Consider the following 21,257-nt stretch of genomic DNA (forward strand, 5'->3'; position numbering starts at 1 on the left):
ACTACAATTAATAGCAATACACAGCTACATTTATGAGTAATTTTGCTGAATGGAAAAGAACATTTTGCATCTCGACTTGGACACCTTCTTCGTTTCGTGTGAACGATTAATTGACAGTCGCCTGGTTAACAGACCGTTATTGGTTGGAGGCACGGGAGACCGAGGTGTGGTTGCGGCATGTAGTTACGAAACGCGATTGTTTGGCGTGCATTCTGGAATGTCGATGAAGGTGGCGCGTAATTTATGTCCGGAAGCTATTGTGATCCGTGGGGATGCTTCTATTTACACCAAATATTCACATTTGGTGACTGAAATCATTAAAGAAAAAGTACCTGTATTTGAAAAAGCGAGCGTTGACGAATTTTATGCAGATTTAACCGGGATGGATAAATTCCATAGCTGTTATAAATATGCTTCAGAACTTAGACAAAGCGTAATCAGGAATAGCGGATTGCCAATATCATTTGGGCTGTCAGTCAATAAGATTGTTTCTAAAGTTGCCACTGGAGAAGCAAAACCCAATAATCAGTTGAAGATAGATCCAGGTTTTGAAAAATCATTTCTTGGGCCTTTATCGATTCGGAAGATACCATCTGTGGGAGAAAAAACGTATCAGATATTACGAAATTTAGGCGTTGACAAAGTGAGCGTGGTACAACAAATGCCGATCGAAATGATGACCAGTGCTTTAGGCGCCAATGGCACCACCATTTGGAAAAGAGCTAATGGCATTGACAATCCGCCATTGGTACCGTTTCATGAGCGCAAGTCCATTTCAACGGAGCGTACTTTCAATAAAGACACTATTGATGTCAAACAGTTGCGAACCACCATTTTTGCGATGGCCGAAAATTTGGCGTTTCAGTTACGCAGAGGGAATAAAATTGCTGGGGTCATCAGTGTAAAAATTCGGTATTCTGATTTTAACACGTATAGCAAACAGGTTAAAATTCCTTATTCAAGCGCAGATCATGTCATCATTCCTAAAGTGTTGGAATTGTTTGAACAATTATATCAACGTCGCTTGTTGGTTCGCCTTGTCGGCGTGAAGATCAACGATATTGTAAGCGGCCATTATCAGATTAATTTATTTGATGATACCGAAGAAATGCTAAGTCTTTATAACGCCATGGATCATATTAGAGGCCGTTATGGCGAAGCCAGCATTATGCGCGCCTCGTCCATGGGCGCCAACTCTATTGGAAGATTTGATAATCCATTTAACGGCGAACCACCAACAGTATTAGCTCATAGAAACCAGTAATGTATCTTAATTGTCACTCATACTATTCCCTGCGATACGGTACGTTTTCCGAAATAGAACTTTTGGAACTTGCCCAAAAGAATGATCTCCAGTCTTTGGCACTGACGGACATTAACAATACATCAGCTTGCTTAAATTTCATTAGAAAAGCGAAAGATTACGATATCAAACCTCTGGTTGGCATTGACTTTAGAAATGGGAACAAGCAAGTATATGTCGGTCTTGCCAAGAACAATGAGGGATTTAAAGAACTCAATAGTTTTCTATCCCATCATTCAGAAAACAAAATCCAATTGCCTGAGCTCGCTCCTCCTTTTGAGAATTGTTATATCATTTATCCTTTTGAGCATGTTCTGCAATTAGAAAAAACCGACTTTTCAGAAAATGAATTTATTGGCGTGTCCATTGAAGAATTGCGGAAACTACGGTTCTCTAAATTGAAAAATCTTGAAAGGAAATTGGTCGTTTTGCAGACCGTGACCATAAGAGGAAAAAAGGATTTCAATGCGCACCGATTGTTGCGCGCTATTGATAAAAATACTTTGTTGAGCAAACTTGATAAATCTGAGGAATGTAAGCTTACAGATAAAATGATTTCTTTGGATGAGATCAATGAAGCCTTTGCTGATTTTCCGAATATAATTGAGAACTCGAATAGGATCTGGAATAACTGTCATATTGATTTTGGATTTGGAGAACATCGTGTTTCTCAAAACTTAAGGCTTTATACGGATTCCGTTGAAAACGATTATAAACTTCTAGAAAAACTATGTCACGATAATTTACAAAAACGTTATTCCAGTCCGGACGAGAAAGTTTTAAGCCGATTAAAAACTGAGTTGGACACTATAAAGTCTTTGGATTTCGTGGCCTTCTTTCTGATCAATTATGATATCGTTTCCTATGCCAACAGCAAAGGTTATTTCCATGTGGGGCGTGGTAGTGGTGCCAATAGCATTGTTGCGTATATCATCGGGATAACCGATGTGGACCCTATTGAGTTGGATTTATATTTTGAACGTTTTATTAATCCGTTTAGAGCCTCCCCACCCGATTTTGACATTGATTTCTCCTGGAAGGACCGAGATGATGTGACTGATTATATTTTTAGACGTTTTCCGCATACGGCGTTATTGGCCACTTACAATACTTTTAAATATAGAGCGGTGGTTCGAGAGCTGGGGAAAGTCTTTGGCTTGCCAAAAGAGGAGATTGATAAATTGAGCAAAGGGAATTATGCGATTTCTCAATTGGATGACATCTCACAGCTTGTTTTACGATACGGCAAATTGATTGAGGGATTCCCGAACCATTTGAGTGTTCACTCTGCTGGCGTGCTTATTTTAGACCGACCTGTGCATTATTACTCGGCAACCGATATGCCACCAAAAGGATTTCCAACGGTTCAATTTGATATGATTATTGCAGAGGATGTTGGTGTCTTCAAGTTTGACATTTTAGGTCAGCGGGGGTTGGCCAAGATTAAAGATGCTTTAGATATCATCGCAGAAAACAGGCCGGAAGTCCCTCCTATTGACATTACCAATGTTGAGGCTTTTAAAAAGGACAAGAATATTAACAATCTTTTGAAATCGGGAGGTGCCATTGGCGCCTATTATGTCGAATCGCCAGCCATGCGTGGATTGATGCAACAATTACAGACCCAAGATTACATAGGATTGGTGGCTGCAAGTTCCATTATTAGGCCAGGTGTTTCTGGATCGGGAATGAAAGAGGAATTCATTAAGCGCCACCGGTATCCTGAAAATAGAAAAAATGCGCATCCGATTCTGTTGCAAATTATGCCTGAGACTTATGGTGTGATGGTCTATCAAGAAGATGTGCTAAAGGTTGCCAATCAATTTGCCGATTTATCGCTTGGAGAAGCTGATGTCTTACGACGTGGGATGAGCGGTAAGTTTCGATCACGTCAAGAATTTGTTGCCGTAGAAGAAAAGTTTATTTCCAATTGCAGGAAGAAAGGGTTTACGGACGAATTGATTTTTGAAGTCTGGAATCAGATCAAGAGTTTTGCTGGCTATGCTTTTGCTAAAGGGCACTCGGCATCATATGCTGTGGAGAGTTACCAGAGTTTATATCTGAAATGTTACTTTCCTTTGGAGTTTATGACTGCCGTACTGAACAATGGCGGTGGTTTTTATAGTGTGGAACATTATTTACACGAAGCACAGAAACAAGGCGCCACAATTTGTGCACCGTGCATCAACAATAGTGATCATCCAAACAGATTGATTGGCACCTCCATTTATTTAGGTTTTGGGTACCTGAAGAATTTAGAGCATTATACCGTGCAACGACTTTTAACTGAAAGACAGTGGCATGGTGCATATAGTTCCCTGGATGATTTTATAGATCGCGTTACCATAAGCATAGAACAGCTGACAATCTTAATTCGGATAGACGCCTTCCGATTTACAAAACAGACCAAAACAGAATTGCTGTGGCAGGCCATTTTTAAACTGAATGCTGATGGTGCCAAAAGTCAGCAAGCTAAGTTGTTTAAAATCCAGCATAAGGCATTCAAGTTGCCCAAACTAAATAGTAATTGGATAGAGAATGCTTATGATGAAATGGAGCTGTTGGGCTTTCCTTTATGTAATTACTTTAATCTTGTTAATGGCGAGATGGCCAATGGAGTATTGGCGAGTCAAATGAAAAATTATATAAATAAAGAGGTTTTGATTTATGGCAGTTTGGTTACGACTAGATTCAACAAAACATCTCAGGGGAAATTAATGCGCTTGAGTACTTTTATTGATCATAATGGGGATTATTTTGATGCCGTCCATTTTACTGATGTCGTAGAGAAATACCCAGTTAATGGATTGGGGGTTTATGCTTGTTATGGCCGAATAACAGATCGGTTTGATTTTTATAGCATGAATGTGGTTTGGAGTCGTAAATCGGCTATACTTCCGGATCCTAGGAATAATTAGTCGTATTCATTTTTGATGATCCTGCTGTTAAGGTAGGTTAAAATAGTTGCCGGTAATTCCCAATACTATTAACTTTAAAATAAAAATCATGTGTTACGATATCAAAGCGACCTTAGAAACCCAATTGAAAAGGGCCAAAACAAAGGGTGATGCACAAGCCGTTGATGAAATCATGGAAACCTTAATTCCTCTGACCGATTTGCCTCTCTATCACAGTTCGGGGTTCTCGCATCCTGAATTATTGATTTATACAGAGCGCTCTCCCAATTACCCAGAAGTGGCCACCTGGGGATTGGTTCCGCAGTGGGTGAAAAATGAAGCGGATATGAAAAAGAGTTGGAACAACACTTTGAACGCCCGCGGAGAAACCATATTTGAATTAAATTCTTTTAAACGGGCTGCCAATGGAAGCCGTTGCTTGATTTATATAGACGGGTTTTATGAACATCATCATTTTGAGAAAAAGACCTATCCTTTTTATATTTACAAAAAAGATAAATCACCCATCATTTTAGCTGGACTTTTTAATGAATGGGTCAATCCTGAAACTTCAGGGAAAATGAACACTTTTTCTGTTGTAACGACCACGGGAAATCCCCTTTTAGCTAAAATCCACAATAATCCAAAACTCAAAGAGTCTAGAATGCCTGTGATTCTGCATGAGGAATTAGCAGAACAATGGTTGGCCAAATTAGAAGGCGATAAAGATCAGAAGTTTATTCAGGAGCTAATTCAGGAATATCCACAGGAAGAATTGGAAGCTCATACGGTTTCAAAATTGAGAGGTAAGGAGTATATGGGGAATGTTGAGGGGATTAGTGATCCTGTTAAGTATGCGGAATTGGTGTTTTAATGTCGGTAATTTTAAAACTTGATTTCGGGAAGCAGAACGTCTTTTTTTTAATCAGTTTTATTTTATTTTAAGGAGCATAATATTGATTAAAAAAAGCAAAAATTATAACGGATAATTTTATTCATAGTATGATTTATTTAGTGGCCTTTTACGGTCAAATATTAGAGCGGCACCAAATTTCACAGCGATAAACTTTCCATCACAAAGATTTATTAAATGCACTGACCTACCTTTCAGCCTACGTGCTATCGCCCTTGTACAGTATTAGCCATCTGCGATTTTTTCATTAATGTTTGTGGTCACTGCCGCATTTTCTGTGAGGTCGAAAGTCTTTTACTCCGATTATAAAGGTCAATAAACCACTAATTGCCCATAAAAAGGCAAGCAGAGGATGATGTCATATACCGTCCAAAACACTATCAGAATGGCGATCTGTCTTTTCGGTTGAATAGGCACTCATAATCATTGACTGAAGGAACTGGATAACGTGTAGCATTCCATGGACAAAACTCAATAGTCCTACTGAAATAAGGAAGATTAAACCTTTTTTAATTTTAAAAAGAAGTGCTTAACTCATTTTTATATTTGCACTATTATCTGTGTTATTTTCGTCTAAATATTTTCGATATGGTTTTCCCGATTTCGTCAAGTTTTTCGAGCGGCTCCATGAAAGTCGGGTTTTTAAAGTCAATTTGTGAGGTATCTGATACTCCCGATTGCATTGGATAAATCAATATATAGCTCGTCGCTTTAAAATAGTTATTGAGATAGGAAGGAATTTTTGTCATATTGTGATGGAATGATGGCTTATCCTTTCTACTTAAAATAATGATTAGATTGTCGTCCTGATGAAAATTTCTTGAAAGTATTAAGAAATCATCCCAATCATTAAAAACCTCAAATTCACAATCTATTGGATGTTTGGATTGAATTTCCTTTATAAATGATAGTGATTCTTCTGTGGCATAAAAAACAAGTTTTGCCCCTGAGTTTCTTGCTATGTTCCATACTTTTATAAGCCAAAAAGGAAATCCTATTTCTTTTTCTGCGTTTTCAGGAACAATAATAATATGTCTTTTGATGGTCCCAAAGGGCTGTGCTGGTTTGTAAATCAATGTCGTTGTGTTGCATTTTGACAAAATGCCCTCGGTTAAGTTTCCTAAAAACGAGTCAGAAATTCCTTTATTGATATGAAGTCCTAATATCAAATCTGTGATTCTATGCTCTTTAACTACACTTGTGATCCCATTCGCAATATTGAGGTCATAGCGCAGTAATTCGTGGATTAGATTATCCGTTGCCGAAGCGGCAATGGCTGCTTCATTCAATATTTTCTTCGCTTGTTTGTCAGCCAAGTGGTCCATTGTATTATTGTCCACAATGCTTAAAGCAAACAAACTGTCTTTATTCTTCTTTGATTTAATGGTAACCCCCAAATTGACGAGTTCATTTATGGTCTCTGTATTGCTAATTGGAATTAAGATTTTCTCTTGACTTTCTTCGTCATCAGCTGTAGCATCTGTACTTTCTAAGAGCGCAATATTGGTTGCTCCTTTTTGAGCCACAAACGATGCAATGGTACAGGTAAAAAGGATCATCAAAATTGTTCCGTTCAGGATACTTTCATTTAATAGCCGGATTGGCTCTCCTGTTTCAGTTTCTCCAAGAATAATGTTGAATCCCACTAAAACCGCTGCCAAAGTAGCAGCTGCTTGCGCATTACTTAACCCAAATATCAATCTTCGTTCATCAACTGAGAAGTTATAAGTCTTTTGAGTTATCCAAGCGGCCAGAAATTTAGCTGTAGTTGCCACAATAATCATTATTGTGGCGACCTTTATTGTTTCAAGGTCTTTAAAAAACGCACGGTAATCAATAAGCATTCCTACACCTATTAGAAAAAATGGAATAAAAATAGCGCTCCCCACAAATTCTATTCTATTCATCAAAGGTGAAGTCTGAGGAATCAATCGGTTAAGTGATAATCCTGATAAAAAGGCGCCAATAATAGCTTCAATTCCTGCCATTTCTGCAAGAACAGCACCTAGAAATACCATTACCAAAACAAAAATATATTGAGAAACATTATCGTCAAACCGTTTAAAAAACCAACGACCAATTATCGGAAAAAGTAACATGACTATCAATCCGAAAATGATAATAGAAACAGATAATCTTACCCAAAACTCGGTATTAACTTCTCCTGTAGTCATTCCTACAATTACGGCAAGAACCAATAGGGCTAAAGTGTCCGTAATCATTGTACCGCCTACTGTGATATTAACTGCCTGATTTTTTGCCACACCCATTTTGCTAATTAATGGATATGCAATAAGCGTATGTGAGGCAAACATACTTGCCAATAAAACGGATGTGGGCCATGAAAATTTTAAGATATAAAGACCCGTAAATATTCCCATTGTCATTGGAATAAGAAAAGTATACAAACCGAACACCACACTTTTTTTCCTGTTTTTCTTAAAGTCCGCTAAGTCAATCTCCAAACCGGCAAGGAACATAATGTATAAAAGACCTGCAGTTCCCGAAAGGATGATACTGCTATCCCTTTCCATTAGATTGACTCCATTAGGTCCAATGACTGCGCCTGCTATAATTAGTCCGAGAAGATGCGGGATTTTTATTTTGTTCAGAAGTATGGGGGCAAACAGAATAATCACCAAAATCAAAAGGAATTTCAATACTGGATTTGTTAGGGGCAATGTTGTCTCGAATATGTTCAATAATATCATTCTTTTCTTATTTTGTCTTTACTGTTTTGCGTTTCTAAGTCTTCCTCCGAACAATTGAATGGACGTCAATTGCTGCATTTACTTCTTAAAAATCAAACATATTCCTTTTCAATATAATTTCCTTTAAATAGTTATTAAAAAATACAATATCAGTCTATATTGACACCTCTTATCCACACTAGACGCCAAAAACACCACCAAATTTAAAAGCTCCCGCATTCTAGAGCGGACACGTTCACCATAGCGTTCTTAAATTTCCACGGCGTTGCCTTTTACACGTTTGGTCCTCGCATCCCATTGATCAATGCTTGCTTTTCTTTTTAAACTTAGGTTGACGCGTTTGCCTTTTACGGAAATACGAACATAAAGTTATGCTTCATTATATTTTGCAAGGGAAGCATTATCCAGAGTAGGATAGCAAATGCTTTTGAAATTGCCATAATTGTATGTCTTAACAGTTATACTTTGTTAGACAAGAGTCAAATCAACTATGCTTCAATTTTAGCAAATCGGTCAACAGTGTTGACCGCACTTTTTTTTGTTGACCACATTGTGGTCCGCACATTCCAAATATAACCAAATTAAATGAAATGTCGGAAATGAAAAAAGCTTGTAAAACCATATGATTTACAAGCTTTTGGTGCTATTTCTAATAGCTTTTAGTGACCTCGACTGGATTCAATCCCAGTCGGCAAACAGGTGTTATCATTGGGATTTACGAATCTGCTAAGCAAATGATAACCGAATAGGAAACATATTAAATGAGCGAGTTTGGTTTAAATTAGCTTTCAAAACCTGAAAGTAATTTACGAATTAATACAATTCAAACCTACTTAAATAACACCAAATCCTATGTGGTTTGCTGGAGATATTCTTTGATGAGGTCTTCATTAATTCCGCTGTATTGAGCGAATTCTTCAATGGTTATGAACTGGTGAGACGACTTGCCCAAGTAAACCCGGATTTCATTTAAAAGTCTACGACCATAGCGCTCACTTCTTCCGGTGATGCGCTGGATGTCTTTGGGGTAAACACAAACTCTTATATTCTTCATTTGATGCTCTATCCTAGCTTTATCCCTACACTATCCATACTTCATCCGTGGCTTTTGAACGGGCAGTTTAGTCGTCTTTGGCCAAAGCGGTCGGAATCGGAAGGGATGGCATGTGGTTTTTGATTTCTAATTTAAAGTTACTGTCTTTTGGCTGATAATCAAAATATTAAATGTTATGGCTAGACAAACTGGTATTATCAAATTAAAGGGCACTATCGGAGATATTTCCTTTTACAAAAGCGCAGATGGTCACATGGCGAGAGCCAAGGGTGGGATTGATGCGAGCAGAATGGCAAATGACCCTGCCTTCCAGAGAACGCGTGAAAACGGTTCGGAGTTTGGACGGGCTGGCAAAGGTGGCAAAGTGATCAGAGGGCGGTGAGGGTGCTTTTGCAGAATGCGAAAGACAAACGTGTGGTGAGCAGATTGGTGAAAGCGTTATTGGCGGTTGCAAAATCGGATCAGATTAACGAACGTGGACTGCGTACCATCGAGGACGGAAACATGAGTCTTTTATTGGGCTTTGAGTTCAACGTGAACGGAAAGCTTGGCGCCACCATGTATGCTCCATTTACGACTGCCATTAATCGGCCGTCAGGCGCGGTAATTGTTGCGGTGGATCCATTTGCACCAACGGTGCGCATTGCTGCTCCGGGAGGCACTACACATTTCAAAATTGTATCTGGTGCTGCGGAGCTTGATTTTGTGAATGAAACTTCGGTTTTTGAAAGTGATGAAACAGCCATTTTACTGTATGACAGTGCTGACACGGCTGCGATCAGCCTTGCCATGGCACTGCCGGCGAACTCTTCGCTGCCACTTATCCAAGTGGTCGGCATTGAGTTCTACCAAGAGGTAAACGGGCAAATGTATCCGCTTAAAAACGGTGCATTTAATGCGCTTTCCATCGCCACGGTAGATCACTTGTAATGAAAGTGCTGATCCAAAGAAGCTATTTTAAAGAGGGTACCAATGGTGCCCTCTTTATAAATGGTCAGTTTTTGGGATTCGCCATTGAATTGCCCTGGGTAAATAACCAACGCACCGTTTCATGTATTCCGGAAGGCGAACACACGCTGAAAGCACGTTTTTCCACCAAGTTTGGCCATCATTTGCAGGTGCTGGAGGTGAAAAACAGAAGCTTAATTCTGATCCACGCAGCAAACGACGCCAAACAGGAGCTTCAAGGCTGCATCGCTCCGGTAAGTCAGTTGACGGGAATCGGAAAGGGCACCCATTCAAAGGTACTGCATCAAAAATTAGTGTCGTTGTGCTACCAGGCATTCGACAGAAACGAACACGTCCAATTAATCATTAAATCATAGATCATGAATATTATCGAACGTTATCAAAAACCGACGCCTAAGTTTTTCAAGAAACTGCGGAATATCGGCATCGCATTGGCCACCGCTGGGGGTGCTATTTTAGCAGCACCAGTAGTGATGCCGGCCATACTTATTTCGGTTGCTACCTATTTGAAGGTGGCAGGAACTGTAGCGGTTGCGGTTAGTCAGGCAGTCACTCAAGATGGGTCCGCAAATGCTAAAAAGAAATCTACTGAATCCGATTAAAGATGTCTGAAGATGTTACACATATCCGATTCTCTGTTCTTGGTGGAGCCTTTACTTCTTTTTGGATTCATGTCAATTCAGAAGACCTCATCAAGACCGCGGTCATGGCCACCTTCGGAACTGTGGTAAGTTATGTGGTGTCATTGTTGGTCAAGTTTATTCGGAAACGGATAAAACGCCATCAAGCAAAGGATTAATAGCCTTTTAAGGAGCTTCACCCGAGGCTCCTTTTTGTTTTGACAAATTTGGGTTGTCCTCCAACTCCCCCTTGATATTTTTTTCGGAAGATAAAAAAAGAAAACCCACGGCACAGTTGGCGGGGCGATGCTGTCAAGCTTTTTCCGAAAAATCGTGCGCTTTTTAGCCACTATTTTTCGCAAAACCTATAGGCTTGAGCTTTACAGCATCTAAGCGGTGGCCGAAGGAAGCCAACTATCTTTGTTGTCTTTTTTGTTTTATTCTTATCGAAATTCTTTCCAAAATTTTATCGCCGCTCCTACTCTGCCCCTTCATATTTCTAACGCTATCAGTCTGGGAACGAACAAAAAAAAAGCCCCCTAAAAAGGGAGCTCAGAAAGACAGCACTCAAACCAAAAGATGCGCACCGTGTACTCCTTAAAGCCGACGAAGTGAACACCTACATGGAACGGACTGCCCGATGTACGTATGCCCGCCAGCAGCCACCGACTGCCTAAACGGATCCTGAATAAAAACTTAAACATAGTGCCTTGTTTACAGGACGGTGCGATTGCGGAAAGGGCTGTGGAAAAAATACTATCCTGCCAAAGGCGGATGGAGATTTTTTCCAAACAGGCGAAGCGAACCCTTGTAGCGCTCGCATCCGCATGCCTGTAACTTTGTGGTATGTATGAGTTTTTTACAGACGGATTGAAAAGACGAAGTTTCTTTAGTCTAAACTTTAATTTGAACTATGTTAGGATGTGAAATTAGTGTTAATAACGTGTGGGAAAAGAATTAAGACCGCTTCGCTGTTAGAATCAAGAACCAAGACTTGTGCAGTTATAATGTAGAACCTTTGGTCATTTGATTTTTACTTATCTGACTTTGTTGCTTCGCACTAATTCATTAAGTCTATGAATAGAATCAAGATACTTCGACAAGCTCAATAACCGCAGCTTTGCTATTAGAATCAAGAACCAAAACTTTTGACGTAAGAAACCACAGTTTAATAGAATTAAGACCACTCCGCTTTTAGAATCAACCTGCCTGCCGGCAGGCCAAATGATTTGAATATCATTCTTTATAGGATTTCACTTCCTAATAACAAATCAAGGTTTTTATAATCTTCTATACTCGTGACAGAAGTCAAGTGTGAAAAGTCAGATAACCTCTAATGAGTTTGGAAAAAACTAATAAGATTAAACAGAATTCTAAAATTTAATTTTTTTATAAAACCATAATACCGAAATATAATGAATTTGCAAAGGCAGGTAATCTAAAGGCGCGAGCCGGCTGCGAGTTGAGCGAGGGTGGTGGCTGCATAAGCCCGAAGTATGAGGGCGGCAGACGCCTACGGTTTACCGCAGGGCTGGCGCGATTTTTTTGCTTCTGCCGTGGCAAAGGCAAGGGTAGCGATTGCATCCTTCTATGCATCAGGACAAGTTCCACGTAACGTGGACAGCGCCGAAATAGAGCAATACGTTTACGTGATCGGCAATGTGGAAATGCAGATGCGAAATTTGGTGCTAACAATGATTTGACTTAACCATTAGTATTGCGGAATGAAGAAGCGATGTGACGTTGAGTGTAAAAATGAGCTACGCTTGCGCGGGTTGCCGAAGTGGCTGAAGGAAGGCATGAGGCACGAGGGCCTGAAATGAAGCGACTGCAGGCAAATGGGATGTTGCAAAAATCGTGACAGCCCGATCAGCCCGAAGCGACCCGCAGGCTCGCATAACATGAAGCAGCGGTTGTGCCCTTTTAAAATGTCGCCTGCTTTTGCAGGCTCCTTATAGGTACCTGCTTTTCGCAGGTAAGGGCTCAAAAGTAGCTGCGGGTGAGGAAGGAGAGAATGTGTGAAATAAAACAAATAAATAGTACCAAACGAGGACGTTCCGCCGCAGTGGTACTATTTATGGTGTGTGCAAGGCTTTTATGTGGATAGGAAGTGTTATTGAGATGGAAGATACTTGTATGAGTTACCCGTTTTCACGGGTACTGCGCCTTGCACTGATGTTTTATGGAACAAAATGGAACGACTGACGAACTCCTTATTACCTGCCTCTATCTTAAAATGGAATAACTTAGGTTTCAAGGTATTTTAAATCGTAGATGAGGATAGCAGTTGAAGACGGAGATCCCTGCCTGCGCAGGGACTAGATGGAACGACTGACGAACACATTATTACCTGCCCCTTCAAATTTGTTGAATTCTTATTTAATGAGTTTTTAAATTCAGTGTTGAAATAAGCATACATATGCGAGATCCCTGCCTGCGCAGGGATTCATGGAACGACTGACGAACTCCTTATTACCTGCCCACTTTCTTAAAATGGAATAAATTAGGATTGAGGGGATATTTTATTGTAAATAAGGTTATCGGTTAAAGACGGAGATTAGCTTCGCTGAATCTTCGATTTCCTGCCTGCGCAGGGATTTATGGAACGATGGACTAACTCTTCTCCTGCGAAAGTAAAAATCGAACTATAACTTAAAACAAATTTTGATTCACGATTTTATAAATTACATAGATTTAGTGGGGAACGGCAACATATAATTCCTCCTCTTTTAACTTTTAAACAATTTGATTTTTCCTTCTTCTTTTTATTTCTTTGTCTATCAAATTAAGTTCACGAGAGGTTTGATTTCCAATTGAGGTATTTTCTTCCGCTCTTCTAAATAGATAGGGAATGACTTCTCTCAATTCTCCGAAAGGAACATATTTTGTTGCATTATAATCGTTTTTAGCCAAATTATAACTGATGTGGTCACTCATTCCATAAAGCTGTCCAAACCAAATTCGATTATCATTAGTTTTCATGCCTTTTTCTATCATATCCCTCATAAGAATCTGACAACTTAGTTCGTTATGAGTTCCAATAAACAGCTCAAACAAATGTAAGCGCACCAAAGAATAAGAAACAGCCGTATTATAATTTAAATCAGTACTCGCTTTATCTTGACATATAGGACTCTTATATCCTTTTAGTTCCGCGCGTTCGCGTTCCATTTCCATATATGCACCTCTGACAAATTTGATACCTATCTTAATGCCGTGTTGAATACCAAGATTATTTAAATGTTCTAAGTATGTAAGCCTATCCAAGCGATACATCTGAAGTGTTGTAAAAACCACAGTTCGTATTTTATTATACTTTACCATCATATCTTCAACCAACTGGTCAACAGCACCCTGCAACCACGACTCCTCTGCATCAATCATAATTTTGAGATTGTCAGTTGCTGCCACTGAACTACATATGAGATTGAATCGTTCGACGATTTTTTCCCATTCTTTCTGTTCACTCTCAGTTAGCTCAACATTTGAAGTCACTTTCTCATAGATCGCACTTCTTCCTAATCCAGTTGGTTTAAAAACCAAAAAAGGTGTTTTTATTGAATGTTTGGCGTAATCGCAAACCCTGGAAAGAGTATTTACCGTATTTTCAAAAAAACGCTCATCCCCCTTACCTTCCACAGAGTAGTCTAAAATAGAATATACGCCTCCATTGTCATATAAAGTATTAATGGTAGATTCAGTCTGAGCGATAGTTTCACCACCACAAAACTGTTTAAAAACGGTATGTTTCAATATGGGTGAAATAGGAAAGTGAATATGCAATAATAGATTCGTTATTGGCTTCGCGATTTTTATAAGCCATTCAAAACTAATTATAGAGAAAAGAATCTTTGCTTTTCTAAGTTGTCTGTTTGATTTATTCGAGAAAGCAATTTCTGTGTTCTCAAAGTCAAGCACATCTTTCATTACAATAGGTGTAAAAATTATTAATAATAGTTTATACGATACTTTGTAAGCCGAACTGATGAATTTAAAAATACTTTGCAGCTCTTTGGTAAAAAACAATAATCTTTATCTCATCATCTCTTTCTTCATTTCATCCACTTCATCAAACTCAGCGTCAATAATTAAGTTTGGTTTATATGTAAATCTTGAAACAACAATATGCGTTATAAACGATAAAGAAAACCCAGGAATTAACTCATACCATTCTTTGAAAGGATGGTCGAAATAAATCCAAATCAAAACCGTTAGGCCACCAACTAACATTCCAGAAAGTGCTCCGGTCTTACTTGATTTCTTGTACAAGAGCGAAAGAAGTATTAATGGGCCAAAAGCAGCTCCAAAACCAGCCCAGGCGTTTCCAACTAGGTTCAATATACTATCACGGGGCTGTAGAGACAACGCCAAGGCAACGGCAGCCACGATCAATACCGAAACCCGACTAGCAATTAATAAATTTTTAGGAGTCGCTTTAGGCTTTATAAAAGCTTTATAAACATCTTCCGTTAAGGAACTAGACGTCACCAAAAGTTGAGATGAAATGGTACTCATTACGGCTGCCAAAATTGCGGACAGAAGAAACCCACCTACAAGTGGATGAAATAAACCTCTTGCAAAATAGATGAAAATAGTTTCTGCTTCTCGATTGGAGGCGTCAAAAACCTGCATTGTAGAATTATCAAACTTGATTAAATAAGCAATGCCAATTAATCCAATGCTCAAAGCTCCAAGTACGGTTAAAATCATCCAAGAAATACCAATATTTTTGGCTTTGATCAAATCCTTGGGTTTATCAATGGCCATGAAACGAACCAAAATATGAGGTTGACCAAAATAACCTAACCCCCAAGCTAAGAGCGAGAGTATTCCAACAGCGGTGGTGCCTTTAAACAGACTTAAATAATGGTCTCCTTTACTGTGGATTATAGATAGTGTATCCGCTGTGCCACCAATTTCAAAAATGGCAACAGTTGGCACAATCAACAAGGCTATAACCATAATAGTTCCCTGAATGAAATCTGTTAAACTTACGGCTAAGAAACCTCCTATAAAGGTATAGAGTACAACGACCAAACTTGTAACCAAAACACCCGTCAAATATTCCATCCCAAATGCAGATTCAAATAATTTCCCACCAGAAACCATTCCTGCAGAGGTATAAAGTGTGAAAAATATCAAAATAAAAATCGAAGAAGTGATTTTTAAAATATGCTGTTTGTCTTTGTATCGATTCTCAAAAAATACAGGGAGTGTAATGGCATTTTGTGCCACTTCCGTATAAATTCGAAGTCGAGGCGCTACCAAAACATAGTTTAGATAAGCACCAATAGTCAGACCTATTGCTATCCAAGCACTTGACAAGCCTGTAAAGTACATCGCACCAGGCAACCCCATCAAAAGCCATCCGCTCATATCTGCAGCGCCTGCAGAAAGTGCAGTTACCATTGGGCCTAATTTCCGTCCACCTATTAAAAAATCCTCTGACGTTGAAGTGGATTTTCGATAGGAATAAAATCCAATGACAATCATTAATACCATATATAGCCCAATGGAAATGGCTTCGTAAAACTGCATAGTCTATTATTTAGTTGGTTTGTTAGTCTATTTATTTTTTTAATTTGCTCTTCTAAATTGCTTCTAATTTTAAAAATTCATTCCCGCAATTAAAATTAGATGATGTTAAAGTTTCTAAATCCATCATTGATTGGAATTTTTATTTATTCAAATTACTATTAATTCAGTCTATAAAAAAAGCTTCAACAACGCACTAACGGAACCATCGTACAGATTGACCTATGAATCTCTACACGAACTTTGAGAGAGACATCCCTAGTATCTAAGTAATTTAGATCCCGTTTGTCATTGGTTTTTTATTGAGATTTCGACTCCAGTTCCTATTTGGAATTTTATGCTAAAAACCAAAATATAATTAAAGTATAAAATCCTTGTTAGTATACTCTATTTAAGAGACCAACATTAATAAAATTGGGATTGCCTTATTAATTCTTAGGCAGTCCTGGTTGAGTTATCTTATAGCCTTTACTTTCTTTATCTTTTTTCACCATTTCTTTGACGTCAGATAACAGTTTTTTAGCATCATAAATAATCCCATCCTTAATGGTATATTTTACACCGCCAACGCGAACAACCTCATTGCTTTCAGTAATTTTTATCGCACCAGTTCCGTAAAGGGTTTGAAAATTTTCTAAGGGATTTTCTTCTACAATGACAAAATCTGCTAATTTACCCACTTCAACAGATCCAATTTCTTTTTCCATTCCTAAAGCTTCAGCACCATTTAGTGTTGCTGCTTTTATGACCTCAAGTGGATGGAACCCTGCTTCACGTAAAAGCTCCATTTCGCGAGGGTAAGAAAACCCATAAAGTTCATAAATGAACCCAGCATCAGTTCCTACGGTTACTCTTCCTCCTCTATTTTTATAATCATTAATAAAATTCATCCACAGCCTGTAATTGTTTTTCCATTCAATCTCCTGCTCTGTTCCCCAGCTGAGCCAATACGATCCATGAGACTCGCGACTAGGGGCATAAAATTCCCATAAGCTTGGAAGGGTATATTCTTGATGCCATTCAACAAGACGTGCTCGTGTTAAATCTCTATTAGCTTCATATATAACAAAGGTTGGGGTTAATGTAAAATCAAGGGATAAGAGTTCATCCATAACATCGTTCCATTTTTTGCTATTCGGTGCCGCGGCTTGTTTCCATAATTGACCAGCTTCCCCGAAACGATCTTGCTCATTTTGATAATTGTAATCCAAGGAATAATTTTGAACTGTTCTATCTTCAAACAACGCCTCGGGCAAACCGTACCAGTGTTCCATTGAAGTAAGACCTGATCGCGCACTGTGCAAGACATTCCAGCTCCCTACATAAACTTGTGAATGATGCATTTTTGAGCGTAAACCTAATTTTTTATTTTCATCTAATGCCGCAGCCATTACCACAGGACTAGCTCCAAAGAACTTAATTCCATCGGCACCAAGTTTTGCGTTGTTCCGCACCCATTCTCTTGCTTGCTCATCCGAAGCAATAGGGTTTTTACTATTTTGCCCGAACGAAGTGTAAGCTTTAATTCTAGGTGCAGTTATTTCGTTTTTATCACTTCTTCTTTTTTCATCAAGTGTCCAAGCGATACCATTACCGCTACTTGGATCGACAATAGTGGTAATACCGTGTCCCATCCATAATTTATACACATATTCTGCCGGTGTGCCTTGAGATTTCCCCCCTATGTGCGCGTGACTGTCCACAAAACCAGGCATAATGTACATTCCTTCAGCGTTTAATTCTTTACCTCCAGCTTTTAAAACTGGTCTTCTACTTTGATTAATGGGTACTCCAGGATATCCAACAACTCGAACATCTACAATACGGTTGTTTTCTACAACAATATCTACTGGTCCCATTGGAGGTGCTAGCGTACCATTTATTAGCGTAGCCCCTCGAATTATTAATTGTGACCAAGGACCATCACCTTCCTTTCGATCAGGTGCCTTTAAGATTTGTGCCTGCAAACTCATGCATAAGAGAAAGCAAATGGAAATAAATAATTTATTTTTTAAATTTTTCATAGGAAATTATAATTAGGATAAATTTAATTTAGCACTATTATGATTTGAATAAAAATGTTGATCAACAATTATCTTTTGTACTCTGCAGCTTGTCCATCTTTAGGGGTTGATTTCACAAGAAACTCTCTTATATGCTCATTTGAACTCGCCAAATCCTCACTTCGTAAATACATCATATGACCGCTTCTATAGCCTTCCCAACTCATTCGATCACGAAGTTTTCCACTCGTATCCATTTGCCATTGATTATACTTTGAATTGAAATAATCTGTTCCACCATCATAATAACCCGCTTGCACCAAAACATGCAAATATGGATTTTGTGCCATGGCCTGACGTAGGTCAAAACCTGTGGTGTTATTGCTACTATCCCAAGGATGTACCGGACCGAACATATTATATTTCAAATCGGTTTCATATTTTAGGTGATTTTTTATATAGTAGTTGATTGCAGGTGTAAATGAATGAAGCCATGATGTTAATTCTGCGGAGTAATCAGGTTTTTCACCAGCTACCATTTTGTCTATGCCTAAATATCTAGAATCTAATCGGCCAATATTGAAACCTTCGTCTCTCAGTAGTTCTTTCCAAAAGAAGCCCTTTGGAATTCTCAAATCGTGTTCCATAACAACTTTTTCAGATAATCCCGAGTATCTTGCAATACGAGCGGCAGCTTTCATTTTTTCGGCTTCGGGTAAAAAGCCTCCCTTTGCCATGATTGGGATCAATTCATTAACCGTGTATTCTTCCACTTCAACTAACATATTTGTAAGATCTTTAGACTGTAAGTCGGACGGTAATTTTTTATGATACCACGCAGTCGCAGCGTAATACGGAAGCAAATTAGCCGCTTCCACTGCAGTACCTCGTTCGATTCCTAAGCCAGTAGGCGACACTAAAATCACCCCATTTAAATACATCCAATGGCGATTTTGAAGTTCTAAAGAAAGTCCTGAAACCCGTGGCGCACCATAGCTTTCACCGATAAGATACTTAGGTGATTCCCAACGGTTTTGACGGGTCACAAAAGTATTGATCCAACTGGCCAAATACTTTATATCAGCATTAACACCAAAAAATGTTTTTCTCTTCTCGTCCTCATCCATAGTGTCAATGGCCCTAGAATAACCCGTATTTACTGGATTTATATAAACGATGTCTGCCACATCCAGTATAGAATGCACGTTGTCCTTAATGCCATAAGGTTGCACAGGATATCCTTCATCATCAATTTTTAGAATTTTTGGTCCAGTGTATGCTATATGCATCCACACTGATGCCGAACCAGGTCCACCGTTTAACGAAATTATAAGCGGTCTTTTTGCTCTATTACTTACACCTAATCTCTCATAATAGGTAAAATATAAACCCGCTATAATCTTACCTTTTTCATCCCATACAGGTTGTTTTCCTGTAGTAGCTGAATATTTCACGGATACCCCTTTTATTGTAACCTCACCTTTAGTTGTTACTGTAGAATCCATTGAGGTATTTAATTGTTGTGCGTTTAAGCTTAGGGAACAAAGCATCCAAACAATTGCAATTGCATAAATTTTATTCATTATCATTTTTTTTATTCTTTTAATAAATTGTTTTTCTAATTACCATGCGCTCATGGAAGCAATCTGTAGTCTATACTTTGTCTACGTTATTTTCTAATGTATTCAGCCGGTTGATTTTCCTTTGGAATAGATTTTTTGATGAACTCCCTGATATGTTCGTTTGAGGAAATTATATCTTCTGATCTTAGGTACATCATGTGCCCACTTCTATAACCCTTCCAGCTCATACGATCCCGCAATTTCCCACTCGTATCCATTTGCCAAAGATTATACTTAGAATTGTAATAATCCGTAGCGCCATCATAATAACCGGCCTGTACCAGAACATGTAGATACGGATTTTGTGCCATAGCTTGACGAAGATTCTCACCTGTATTATTATCGCTTCTATCCCAAGGACGCGCTTGACCACCAATAAAATATCTTAAGTCTGTATTATAATTAAGATGGTTTTTAAAATAATAATTTATGGCAGGCGTAAAAGAATGTTCCCACGATTTCATTTCAGGTGAGTAATCAGGACGGTCGCCTGCGTTCATCTTATCTATGCCAAGGTACCGAGAGTCCAATCTTCCAATCGTGAAGCCTTCATCTCGTAATAAATCTTTCCAAAAAAAAGCTTTTGGCACTCTAAGATCATGTTCCATAATCACTTTTTCAGAAAGACCCATATATCGAGACAGTTCCCCAGCGGTCTTTCGCTTTTCAATATCCGATAGAAATCCACCCTTAGCCATTACAGGAATTAATTTATTTACTGTATAACTTTCAACTTCAGTTAGAACATCAGTTAAATCTCTGCCCTGTAAATCAGCAGGAAGTTTTTTATGAAACCATGCGGCGGCGGCATAATATGGAACGAGGTTGGCCGGCTCAATTGCTGTACCTCGCTCAATACCGAGATCTGTTGGAGACACCAAAATGACACCATTCAAGTACATCCAGTGACGGTTTTGAAGTTCTAAAGAAAGTCCAGAAACCCTCGGCGTTCCATAACTTTCGCCAATTAAATATTTAGGGGATTCCCAGCGATTCTTCCTTGTTACAAAAGTATTTATCCAACCAGCAAGATATTTTATATCCGCATTCACTCCGAAGAAAGTTTTTGCAACTTCGTCATCACTCATACTATCAATGGCTCTTGAAAACCCAGTATTTACTGGTTCTATATAAACTATATCTGCTACATCCAAAATGGAGTTCGGATTTTCTTCAACCCCATACGGTTGTATAGGATACCCTTCGTCATCAAGTTTTAATTTGTACGGTCCAGTATAACCTAAATGCATCCAAACTGAAGCCGCACCTGGACCACCATTAAACGAGAAAAATAGCGGTCTTTTTGAACGATCCTTTACATCTGCTCTTTCATAATAGGTATAATAAAGACCCGCTATTACTTTGCCCTTGTCATCCCAAACTGGTTGTTTTCCAGCGGTAGCTTTATATTTAACAAGAGACCCTTTAATGGTAACTTGACCCGAGGTGACCACCATGGAATCCATACTCTTATTGAGCTGCTGAGCATTTAATGAAGAACAAAAAAGGATGAATACAATGGTGCTGAGATAAATATTTTTCATGTCCTAGTTTTTTAAGTATATATTTGTTTAGTTGATTTTAAAGTTGTCGCAACCTCTTTGAAAATCAATTTTTTAAGGTCTTTAGA

At 38.7% G+C, this 21,257-nt stretch carries 14 protein-coding genes and 1 pseudogene; 8 read left to right on the plus strand and 7 right to left on the minus strand.

Features of this window, described 5'->3' with window-relative positions:
- Positions 1-49: 49 nt before the first annotated feature.
- From ACOH2D_RS15685 to ACOH2D_RS15695, 3 genes are all read left to right on the plus strand, one after another.
- On the plus strand, positions 50-1,264 hold the full coding sequence (locus ACOH2D_RS15685; RefSeq protein ID WP_449535810.1) for a DNA polymerase Y family protein: 1,215 nt from the start codon (positions 50-52) through the stop codon (positions 1,262-1,264).
- Positions 1,264-4,221, plus strand: coding sequence for a DNA polymerase III subunit alpha (locus ACOH2D_RS15690; protein ID WP_449535811.1), 2,958 nt, complete (start codon positions 1,264-1,266; stop codon positions 4,219-4,221). The genes ACOH2D_RS15685 and ACOH2D_RS15690 overlap by 1 nt, the downstream gene beginning before the upstream one ends.
- An 88-nt stretch (positions 4,222-4,309) precedes the next feature.
- Positions 4,310-5,074, plus strand: a complete 765-nt coding sequence (locus tag ACOH2D_RS15695) for an SOS response-associated peptidase (RefSeq protein WP_449535812.1) — start codon at positions 4,310-4,312, stop codon at positions 5,072-5,074.
- Between the two features lie 602 nt (positions 5,075-5,676).
- On the opposite strand, the gene ACOH2D_RS15700 is transcribed toward ACOH2D_RS15695, so the two are convergent.
- Together ACOH2D_RS15700 and ACOH2D_RS15705 are read right to left on the minus strand one after the other, a co-directional pair.
- A complete protein-coding gene (locus tag ACOH2D_RS15700) occupies positions 5,677-7,824 on the minus strand; it encodes a cation:proton antiporter domain-containing protein (RefSeq protein ID WP_449535813.1) in 2,148 nt (715 codons plus the stop codon).
- A gap of 249 nt (positions 7,825-8,073) precedes the next feature.
- Positions 8,074-8,181: a hypothetical protein gene (locus tag ACOH2D_RS15705; protein ID WP_449535828.1), complete on the minus strand. Its 108-nt coding sequence runs from the start codon at positions 8,179-8,181 to the stop codon at positions 8,074-8,076.
- A gap of 872 nt (positions 8,182-9,053) precedes the next feature.
- Between ACOH2D_RS15705 and ACOH2D_RS15710 the strand changes: the two are divergent.
- From ACOH2D_RS15710 to ACOH2D_RS15730, 5 genes and pseudogenes are all read left to right on the plus strand, one after another.
- Positions 9,054-9,808, plus strand: a pseudogene (locus tag ACOH2D_RS15710) (hypothetical protein).
- Complete coding sequence (locus ACOH2D_RS15715) at positions 9,808-10,203, plus strand: DUF5675 family protein (protein ID WP_449535814.1); 396 nt, start codon at positions 9,808-9,810, stop codon at positions 10,201-10,203. The pseudogene ACOH2D_RS15710 and the gene ACOH2D_RS15715 overlap by 1 nt, the downstream one beginning before the upstream one ends.
- Positions 10,204-10,206: 3 nt before the next feature.
- Positions 10,207-10,449, plus strand: a complete 243-nt coding sequence (locus ACOH2D_RS15720; protein ID WP_449535815.1) for a hypothetical protein — start codon at positions 10,207-10,209, stop codon at positions 10,447-10,449.
- Positions 10,450-10,451: 2 nt separating this feature from the next.
- Positions 10,452-10,646, plus strand: coding sequence for a hypothetical protein (locus tag ACOH2D_RS15725; protein ID WP_449535816.1), 195 nt, complete (start codon positions 10,452-10,454; stop codon positions 10,644-10,646).
- A 1,317-nt stretch (positions 10,647-11,963) separates the two neighbouring features.
- Positions 11,964-12,170: a hypothetical protein gene (locus ACOH2D_RS15730; protein WP_449535817.1), complete on the plus strand. Its 207-nt coding sequence runs from the start codon at positions 11,964-11,966 to the stop codon at positions 12,168-12,170.
- A 1,033-nt stretch (positions 12,171-13,203) separates the two neighbouring features.
- Here ACOH2D_RS15730 and ACOH2D_RS15735 read toward each other — a convergent pair.
- From ACOH2D_RS15735 to ACOH2D_RS15755, 5 genes are all read right to left on the minus strand, one after another.
- Positions 13,204-14,394: a proline dehydrogenase family protein gene (locus ACOH2D_RS15735; protein ID WP_449535818.1), complete on the minus strand. Its 1,191-nt coding sequence runs from the start codon at positions 14,392-14,394 to the stop codon at positions 13,204-13,206.
- A 105-nt stretch (positions 14,395-14,499) separates the two neighbouring features.
- Complete coding sequence (gene putP, locus ACOH2D_RS15740; protein WP_449535819.1) at positions 14,500-16,005, minus strand: sodium/proline symporter PutP; 1,506 nt, start codon at positions 16,003-16,005, stop codon at positions 14,500-14,502.
- A gap of 425 nt (positions 16,006-16,430) precedes the next feature.
- Entirely contained in the window at positions 16,431-18,026 is a 1,596-nt protein-coding gene (locus ACOH2D_RS15745) for an amidohydrolase family protein (protein WP_449535820.1), read from the minus strand.
- A 68-nt stretch (positions 18,027-18,094) separates the two neighbouring features.
- The gene (locus ACOH2D_RS15750; RefSeq protein WP_449535821.1) at positions 18,095-19,588 is read right to left on the minus strand and encodes a S10 family peptidase; all 1,494 of its coding nucleotides are present in this window, start codon (positions 19,586-19,588) and stop codon (positions 18,095-18,097) included.
- Between the two features lie 86 nt (positions 19,589-19,674).
- Positions 19,675-21,171: a S10 family peptidase gene (locus tag ACOH2D_RS15755; RefSeq protein WP_449535822.1), complete on the minus strand. Its 1,497-nt coding sequence runs from the start codon at positions 21,169-21,171 to the stop codon at positions 19,675-19,677.
- Positions 21,172-21,257 lie beyond the last annotated feature (86 nt).

This window comes from Gelidibacter sp. (assembly GCF_053579655.1).

Excerpts from the sequence above, each read along its gene's own strand:
- ACOH2D_RS15745 (WP_449535820.1), bottom strand. The coding sequence starts at position 18,026 with ATGAAAAATTTAAAAAATAAATTATTTATTTCCATTTGCTTTCTCTTA.
- ACOH2D_RS15735 (WP_449535818.1), bottom strand. The coding sequence starts at position 14,394 with ATGAAAGATGTGCTTGACTTTGAGAACACAGAAATTGCTTTCTCGAAT.
- ACOH2D_RS15730 (WP_449535817.1), top strand. The coding sequence starts at position 11,964 with ATGAGGGCGGCAGACGCCTACGGTTTACCGCAGGGCTGGCGCGATTTT.
- ACOH2D_RS15720 (WP_449535815.1), top strand. The coding sequence starts at position 10,207 with ATGAATATTATCGAACGTTATCAAAAACCGACGCCTAAGTTTTTCAAG.
- ACOH2D_RS15690 (WP_449535811.1), top strand. The coding sequence starts at position 1,264 with ATGTATCTTAATTGTCACTCATACTATTCCCTGCGATACGGTACGTTT.
- ACOH2D_RS15750 (WP_449535821.1), bottom strand. The coding sequence starts at position 19,588 with ATGAATAAAATTTATGCAATTGCAATTGTTTGGATGCTTTGTTCCCTA.
- ACOH2D_RS15755 (WP_449535822.1), bottom strand. The coding sequence starts at position 21,171 with ATGAAAAATATTTATCTCAGCACCATTGTATTCATCCTTTTTTGTTCT.
- ACOH2D_RS15695 (WP_449535812.1), top strand. The coding sequence starts at position 4,310 with ATGTGTTACGATATCAAAGCGACCTTAGAAACCCAATTGAAAAGGGCC.
- putP (WP_449535819.1), bottom strand. The coding sequence starts at position 16,005 with ATGCAGTTTTACGAAGCCATTTCCATTGGGCTATATATGGTATTAATG.
- ACOH2D_RS15715 (WP_449535814.1), top strand. The coding sequence starts at position 9,808 with ATGAAAGTGCTGATCCAAAGAAGCTATTTTAAAGAGGGTACCAATGGT.
- ACOH2D_RS15700 (WP_449535813.1), bottom strand. The coding sequence starts at position 7,824 with ATGATATTATTGAACATATTCGAGACAACATTGCCCCTAACAAATCCA.
- ACOH2D_RS15725 (WP_449535816.1), top strand. The coding sequence starts at position 10,452 with ATGTCTGAAGATGTTACACATATCCGATTCTCTGTTCTTGGTGGAGCC.
- ACOH2D_RS15685 (WP_449535810.1), top strand. The coding sequence starts at position 50 with ATGGAAAAGAACATTTTGCATCTCGACTTGGACACCTTCTTCGTTTCG.